Origin of the sequence: Paenibacillus alvei DSM 29, from assembly GCF_000293805.1 — a bacterium.
In the GTDB taxonomy this organism is placed as follows: domain Bacteria; phylum Bacillota; class Bacilli; order Paenibacillales; family Paenibacillaceae; genus Paenibacillus_B; species Paenibacillus_B alvei.
The window spans coordinates 185102-192500 of the sequence record NZ_AMBZ01000010.1; the positions used below are offsets into that span (position 1 = coordinate 185102).

General features: G+C 49.4%; 2 protein-coding genes, 16 tRNA genes and 1 rRNA gene (1 of these 19 only partly in view). 2 read left to right on the forward strand and 17 right to left on the reverse strand.

Annotated features, from left to right (window positions below; all coding sequences use genetic code 11):
- Window positions 1-145: 145 nt before the first annotated feature.
- A complete protein-coding gene (locus PAV_RS26530) occupies window positions 146-685 on the forward strand; it encodes an NfeD family membrane protein (protein WP_005551220.1) in 540 nt (179 codons plus the stop codon).
- Window positions 686-795: 110 nt separating this feature from the next.
- Complete coding sequence (locus PAV_RS26535; protein WP_005551221.1) at window positions 796-2334, forward strand: flotillin family protein; 1539 nt, start codon at window positions 796-798, stop codon at window positions 2332-2334.
- Window positions 2335-3159: 825 nt separating this feature from the next.
- On the opposite strand, the gene PAV_RS26540 is transcribed toward PAV_RS26535, so the two are convergent.
- The 17 genes from PAV_RS26540 to PAV_RS26620 all read right to left on the reverse strand — a co-directional run.
- A tRNA-Leu gene (locus PAV_RS26540) sits at window positions 3160-3242 on the reverse strand.
- A gap of 12 nt (window positions 3243-3254) precedes the next feature.
- A tRNA-Arg gene (locus PAV_RS26545) sits at window positions 3255-3331 on the reverse strand.
- Window positions 3332-3341: 10 nt separating this feature from the next.
- Window positions 3342-3416: transfer RNA gene (locus PAV_RS26550), tRNA-Cys, on the reverse strand.
- A gap of 5 nt (window positions 3417-3421) precedes the next feature.
- Window positions 3422-3496: transfer RNA gene (locus tag PAV_RS26555), tRNA-Gly, on the reverse strand.
- Between the two features lie 3 nt (window positions 3497-3499).
- A tRNA-Gln gene (locus tag PAV_RS26560) sits at window positions 3500-3574 on the reverse strand.
- Between the two features lie 9 nt (window positions 3575-3583).
- Window positions 3584-3659, reverse strand: a tRNA-His gene (locus PAV_RS26565).
- 20 nt (window positions 3660-3679) lie between these two features.
- Window positions 3680-3753 (reverse strand) — tRNA-Trp (locus tag PAV_RS26570).
- Between the two features lie 3 nt (window positions 3754-3756).
- A tRNA-Tyr gene (locus PAV_RS26575) sits at window positions 3757-3842 on the reverse strand.
- A 4-nt stretch (window positions 3843-3846) separates the two neighbouring features.
- Window positions 3847-3922, reverse strand: a tRNA-Thr gene (locus PAV_RS26580).
- Window positions 3923-3934: 12 nt separating this feature from the next.
- Window positions 3935-4010 (reverse strand) — tRNA-Phe (locus PAV_RS26585).
- 44 nt (window positions 4011-4054) lie between these two features.
- Window positions 4055-4131 (reverse strand) — tRNA-Asp (locus tag PAV_RS26590).
- 5 nt (window positions 4132-4136) lie between these two features.
- Window positions 4137-4213 (reverse strand) — tRNA-Met (locus PAV_RS26595).
- Between the two features lie 6 nt (window positions 4214-4219).
- A tRNA-Val gene (locus PAV_RS26600) sits at window positions 4220-4295 on the reverse strand.
- Window positions 4296-4389: 94 nt separating this feature from the next.
- Window positions 4390-4464 (reverse strand) — tRNA-Glu (locus PAV_RS26605).
- A gap of 8 nt (window positions 4465-4472) precedes the next feature.
- Window positions 4473-4565 (reverse strand) — tRNA-Ser (locus tag PAV_RS26610).
- A gap of 1 nt (window position 4566) precedes the next feature.
- Window positions 4567-4642: transfer RNA gene (locus PAV_RS26615), tRNA-Asn, on the reverse strand.
- Between the two features lie 60 nt (window positions 4643-4702).
- Window positions 4703-7399 (reverse strand): 23S ribosomal RNA (locus PAV_RS26620) (it continues 230 nt past the right edge of the window).

Below are 7399 nucleotides of genomic sequence, written 5' to 3' on the forward strand. Positions count from 1 at the left end.
TCCTGACCGACCTTTGATCGAGCCTATACTGGACTGTCGAGATCGGGCATGAAACAAAGTTTCGCTATCTACGTATATATTCCCATAACTACCCACTCGCTGCAGGCGTCACTTCCTTCAAGCGATGAGAAAGGAGCGCATCGTCATGCAAACGTTATATTGGGGCTTGCTTATATTCGGTGTTCTGTACGCTATCGTTTCGCTTCTAATTGGAGAAGTGTTAAGTCACGTATTCGATGGTTTGGTTGGAGACAGCCATCTAACTGTGCTGCAGCCTACCATTCTTGTGAGCGGCTTATCCACACTTGGAGCAATCGGCATTCTGCTCGGCCGTTATACGGCTTGGCAGCCGACAACTATTCTCCTCACCGCGCTTGCTGGTGCTATTGTAGTATCCATTAGTGTTTACTTTCTATATGTTCGCCCGATGGAGAATAGTGAGAATTCGATTGGGTTCTCGATTGCTGAACTGGCCGGCAAAATTGGTGAAGTAAATGTTGCGATTCCGGCTGCGGGTTATGGTGAAGTTATCGTTCGAATTGGCGCCGGAGTTACAAATCAGATTGCAGCCTCCTTCGATAAAGAGGACATTCCATCTGGTACGACTATCGTCGTTGTTGAAGTAAAGGAAGACACCCTGTATGTATCCCCGCTTACCGAGGAAATGCTCCGTCCCGAACATTAAATTGAGTTATCCTGCAATTAGCTGTAGACATATGATTTTGCCTCATTATATGTAACCAACGTGTATTCAGGCTTTGCCTATACAAATATATAAAGAGGGAGCTGTATTTCATGGAGTTTAGTGAAGCATTGTTCATTCCATTAATCCTGATTGGCGTCATACTCGTACTTGGTCTTGCATTTTGGGCTCGGTACAAAACCGTCAGCCCAGACGAAACCATGATCGTTACTGGATCCTACCTAGGACGCAAGAACGTATCGACTGATGAATCAGGCCGAAAAATGAAAATTGTTCGAGGCGGCGGTGCATTCATCCTGCCGATCTTTCAGCAATCACAGTTTTTATCCTTACTCTCACACAAGCTGGACGTAACCACACCAGAGGTGTATACCGAGCAAGGCGTACCAGTCATGACAGATGCGGTTGCCATTATTAAAGTTGGCGGTACCGTAGAGGACATTGCAACGGCAGCAGAGCAATTCCTCGGCAAGCCGACAGAAGCATTAAAGAGTGAGGCTCAAGAAGTCCTAGAGGGTCATCTACGCGCTATTCTAGGCTCTATGACCGTAGAAGAGGTATATCGCAACCGTGATCGATTTGCTCAGGAAGTGCAGGGTGTAGCTGCTAAAGATTTGAAGAAGATGGGTCTGCAAATTGTATCCTTTACGATTAAAGACGTGCGAGATAAGCACGGATACTTAGATGCACTCGGCAAACCGCGTATCGCAGCCGTTAAACGTGATGCAGACATTGCTGAAGCAGAAGCTGTTCGCGATTCACGAATTCAGAAGGCAAAAGCTGAAGAAGAAGGAATGAAGGCCGAACTGCTTAGAGATACAAACATTGCTGAAGCTGCTAAAGAGAAAGAGTTGAAGGTCGCTGCCTTCAAAAAGGATCAAGATCTTGCTCGTGCGGAAGCAGACCAAGCATACTTCATTCAAGAAGCACGTTCCAAGCAAAGCGTTGTTGAGGAACAAATGCGCGTGGAAATTGTCCGCAAGGAACGAGAAATTGATCTGGAAGTCAAAGAAATTCTTCGCCGCGAGAAGCAATATGATGCGGAAGTGAAAAAAAAGGCAGATGCAGATCGCTACGCAGTTGTCCAATCTGCCGAGGCTGAAAAATCACGCAAAGTGCTCGAAGCGGATGCGCTGCAATATCGCATCGAAGCAGAGGCAAAAGCTCTTGCTGAACAAAAGCGCCTGGAAGGCCTTGCAATTGCTGATGCAGAGCGTGCCCGTGGTACCGCTGAGGCTGAAGTCATCCGTCTGCGCGGTTTAGCGGAAGCAGAAGCAAAGGAGAAGCTGGCTGAAGCGTTCGAGAAGTTTGGCGAAGCTGCTGTACTCGATATTGTCGTTAAGATGATGCCAGAACTTGCTGGCAAAGTTGCAGAGCCGCTCAAGTCCATCGATAAGCTCACTGTCGTTGACACAGGAAATGGTGAAGGTGCAGCACGGGTAAGCAACTATGTCACACAACTTATGGCGACTGCTCCCCAAATGTTAAAAGATGTGTCTGGTCTGGATATCGAGAAAATGATTAAGCGATTCACCAATAGTCCTGAACAAATAAAGCAAATTACTAAACAAACACTTGATTCATCCGTTGAGGAAAGGGCAACGACTGAACTACTTCCTGAAAATCAATAATATGCATGCGAAACAAAACAGCCTTGCCATTCATACGAGTTATCTTCGTGTGACCCTGCAAGGCTCATTTTTTATTCATTTCCAGCCACCCTTTTATTAAGAAAAACGACTAGCGGCGAGATGTTTTTCAATGAAGTCAACAGTCCGCTCCAGCCCGTAATGATGATTCCCCTTTGCCCTGTTTGATTTAATGCTTTCCTAATCATTCCAAACACTTGATCAGGTTGTTTTAAGGGCATACTGCTAAAACTAATTGCAATAGGCGGCGTACCTGCAGAGATAAAGGATTCCTACGACTGTGAAGGAAGCCATTCGTCCACTTCAGGTGCAAACCAGCTCCCCTCCATACATACTCTGTCTTTCCATTTTGGATCATACGGTACCACGGTAGGACTGCATCCATACAAAACTGGAATTTCACGCCCGTCAATACACAGTTCATTTTTACTTAAGCTTCGAGGTGGCAAGTTTAATGTTTCACGCCTCCACTTATTCATCATGATTATAAATGATAATATCATCAGTCGATTCAACTGATAGCTTATTTTATTTAACCATCGAATACGTAAGGTGAAGGGAAGGATAGTAAAAGTACTGGTCGGTACAATGATAGGTGTAGGATGTGCTATAAAAGCAGGTATTTTGCGCTTTTGGGCAATGTCGCATCCACCAAACACCTTCGGATGATAGATAATGGCATCTGCAATAGGAGTTTGATATTTATTTGACTATTTGTCTTTTTAGGGGCACTGACATTAACTGAAGATTTAAAGCATAAAAAAAAAATCCTATAGGATTTTTCCTAAAGGATACTTTGTTCATTAATGGTGCCGGTGAGAGGACTCGAACCTCCACGGTTTCCCTCACGATTTTGAGTCGCGCGCGTCTGCCAATTCCGCCACACCGGCATATGAAATTAATGGCGTGCCCTGAGAGATTCGAACTCCCGACCTTTTGATTCGTAGTCAAATACTCTATCCAGCTGAGCTAAGGGCACAAAAGATGTTTGGAGGCGCCACCCAGATTTGAACTGGGGAATAAAGCTTTTGCAGAGCTTTGCCTTACCACTTGGCTATGGCGCCACATCTGGAGCGGACAACGAGATTCGAACTCGCGACCCTCGCCTTGGCAAGGCGATACTCTACCACTGAGCTATGTCCGCAAATGGCTGGGGATATAGGATTCGAACCTATGCATGACGGAGTCAAAGTCCGTTGCCTTACCGCTTGGCTAATCCCCAATGTGATAATGGGGCGATCGAAGGGAATCGAACCCTCGAGTGTCGGAGCCACAATCCGATGCGTTAACCACTTCGCCACGACCGCCATATTGTATTAAATATTCTTGGCAGGGGCAGCAGGAATTGAACCCACACCAACGGTTTTGGAGACCGTTGTTCTACCTTTAAACTATGCCCCTACATGGTGGAGGATGATGGATTCGAACCACCGAACCCGGACGGGAACAGATTTACAGTCTGCTGCGTTTGGCCACTTCGCTAATCCTCCAAAATGGTGCCGGCGAAAGGAGTCGAACCCTCGACCTACTGATTACAAGTCAGCCGCTCTACCAACTGAGCTACACCGGCATGAAATTTCTATGGTGGCTTGGGACGGAATCGAACCGCCGACACAAGGATTTTCAGTCCTTTGCTCTACCGACTGAGCTACCAAGCCTCATTGAAATCTTATTCAATTAACTTACTTGAATTGAAGTTAAATGGCGGAGCTGACGGGATTCGAACCCGCGGTCTCCTGCGTGACAGGCAGGCATGTTAGGCCTCTACACCACAGCTCCATATTTGGTTGCGGGGGCAGGATTTGAACCTACGACCTTCGGTTTATGAGCCCGACGAGCTACCAGACTGCTCCACCCCGCGATATGATGGTGGACGCTGACGGGATCGAACCGCCGACCCTCTGCTTGTAAGGCAGATGCTCTCCCAGCTGAGCTAAGCGTCCATGTTACTGTCGTTGTTTCACCAGCGACTCTTATATCTTATCAAACTTCTCCAACTTGTTCAACCCTCAATTTTTACCAGTTGAAAAGTTACGATGGTGACCCGTAGGGGATTCGAACCCCTGTTACCTCCGTGAAAGGGAGGTGTCTTAACCCCTTGACCAACGGGCCAGATTAACTGGCGGAGAGAGAGGGATTCGAACCCTCGAGACGCTTGTGGCGCCTACACGATTTCCAATCGTGCTCCTTCGACCAAACTCGGACATCTCTCCATGGCTCCCCGAACAGGACTCGAACCTGTGACAACTCGATTAACAGTCGAGTGCTCTACCAACTGAGCTATCAGGGAATATGATGTTTCAGGCTATACCCTGAAAACTGAATGCGAAAGTTCGTGTTTTGAATCAAATAGGATAAGCCCTCGACCGATTAGTATTGGTCAGCTCCACACATTGCTGCGCTTCCACCTCCAACCTATCTACCTCGTCGTCTTCAAGGGGTCTTACTAATTGGGAAATCTCATCTTGAGGGGGGCTTCACGCTTAGATGCTTTCAGCGCTTATCCCTTCCGCACATAGCTACCCAGCTATGCTCCTGGCGGAACAACTGGTACACCAGCGGTGCGTCCATCCCGGTCCTCTCGTACTAAGGACAGCTCCTCTCAAATTTCCTACGCCCGCGACAGATAGGGACCGAACTGTCTCACGACGTTCTGAACCCAGCTCGCGTACCGCTTTAATGGGCGAACAGCCCAACCCTTGGGACCTACTTCAGCCCCAGGATGCGATGAGCCGACATCGAGGTGCCAAACCTCCCCGTCGATGTGGACTCTTGGGGGAGATAAGCCTGTTATCCCCAGGGTAGCTTTTATCCGTTGAGCGATGGCCCTTCCATGCGGAACCACCGGATCACTAAGCCCGACTTTCGTCCCTGCTCGACTTGTAGGTCTCGCAGTCAAGCTCCCTTATGCCTTTGCACTCTTCGAATGATTTCCAACCATTCTGAGGGAACCTTGGGGCGCCTCCGTTACTCTTTAGGAGGCGACCGCCCCAGTCAAACTACCCACCTGACACTGTCCCCGAACCGGATTACGGTCCTAGGTTAGAACTCCGATACGAACAGGGTGGTATCCCAACGGCGCCTCCACCTAAGCTGGCGCTCAGGCTTCTCAGGCTCCCACCTATCCTGTACAGTCCGTACCAAAGTCCAATATCAAGCTGTAGTAAAGCTCCATGGGGTCTTTCCGTCTTGTCGCGGGTAACCTGCATCTTCACAGGTATTAAAATTTCACCGGATCTCTCGTTGAGACAGCGCCCAAGTCGTTACGCCATTCGTGCGGGTCAGAATTTACCTGACAAGGAATTTCGCTACCTTAGGACCGTTATAGTTACGGCCGCCGTTTACTGGGGCTTCGGTTCATAGCTTCGCCTTGCGGCTAACCACTCCCCTTAACCTTCCAGCACCGGGCAGGCGTCAGCCCGTATACTTCGCCTTGCGGCTTCGCACAGACCTGTGTTTTTGCTAAACAGTCGCTTGGGCCTTTTCACTGCGGCCCCCTCGGGCTATTCACCCTACCGAGGCACCCCTTCTCCCGAAGTTACGGGGTCATTTTGCCGAGTTCCTTAACGAGAGTTCTTCCGCGCGCCTTAGAATTCTCTTCTCACCTACCTGTGTCGGTTTGCGGTACGGGCACCTTCACCTGGCTAGAGGCTTTTCTTGGCAGCATGAAATCAAGACCTTCGGTACTGTAATTTTCCCTCCCCATCACAGCCCAGCCTTACGATGTGCGGATTTGCCTACACATCAGCCTCACTGCTTGGACGAGCATCCATCAGCTCGCGTCCCTATCCTTCTGCGTCCCCCCATTGCTCATAACGGTTACGGTGGTACAGGAATTTCAACCTGTTGTCCTTCGACTACGCCTTTCGGCCTCGCCTTAGGTCCCGACTTACCCTGAGTGGACGAGCCTTCCTCAGGAACCCTTAGGTTTTCGGCGGACATGATTCTCACATGTCTTTTCGTTACTCATACCGGCATTCTCACTTGTGTACAGTCCAGCAGTCCTCTCGGTCTACCTTCAACCCGGTACACAACGCTCCCCTACCACTGATACATACGTATCAATCCATAGCTTCGGCAGTATGTTTAGCCCCGTTACATTTTCGGCGCAGAGTCACTCGACCAGTGAGCTATTACGCACTCTTTAAATGATGGCTGCTTCTAAGCCAACATCCTGGTTGTCTGGGCAACTCCACATCCTTTCCCACTTAACATACATTTAGGGGCCTTAGCTGATGGTCTGGGCTGTTTCCCTCTTGACAATGGACCTTAGCACCCACTGTCTGACTCCCGGATATAAGTCGATGGCATTCGGAGTTTGACTGAACTTGGTAACCCTTGGCGGGCCCCGCATCCAATCAGTGCTCTACCTCCATGACTCTTTACTCCGAGGCTAGCCCTAAAGCTATTTCGGGGAGAACCAGCTATCTCCGAGTTCGATTGGAATTTCTCCGCTACCCCCACCTCATCCCCGCACTTTTCAACGTGCGTGGGTTCGGGCCTCCAGTGCGTGTTACCGCACCTTCACCCTGGACAGGGGTAGATCACACGGTTTCGGGTCTACGCCTACGTACTTATTCGCCCTATTCAGACTCGCTTTCGCTTCGGCTCCAGCTCTTCACCTTAACCTTGCACGCAAACGTAACTCGCCGGTTCATTCTACAAAAGGCACGCCATCACCCATGAATAGGGCTCTGACTTCTTGTAAGCACACGGTTTCAGGTTCTATTTCACTCCCCTTCCGGGGTGCTTTTCACCTTTCCCTCACGGTACTGCTTCACTATCGGTCACCAGGGAGTATTTAGCCTTAGCAGATGGTCCTGCCAGATTCCCACGGGGTTTCACGTGTCCCGCGGTACTCGGGATCCGTCTCGGAGGGCATTTACTTTCGATTACAGGGCTATTACCTTCTATGGCGGGCCTTTCCAGACCTCTTCGTCTAATAAACACCTTTCTGACTCCATGTGAGACGTCCCACAACCCCAAGGAGCAAGCTCCTTGGTTTAGGCTCTTCCGCGTTCGCTCGCCGCTACTGACGGAATCACTA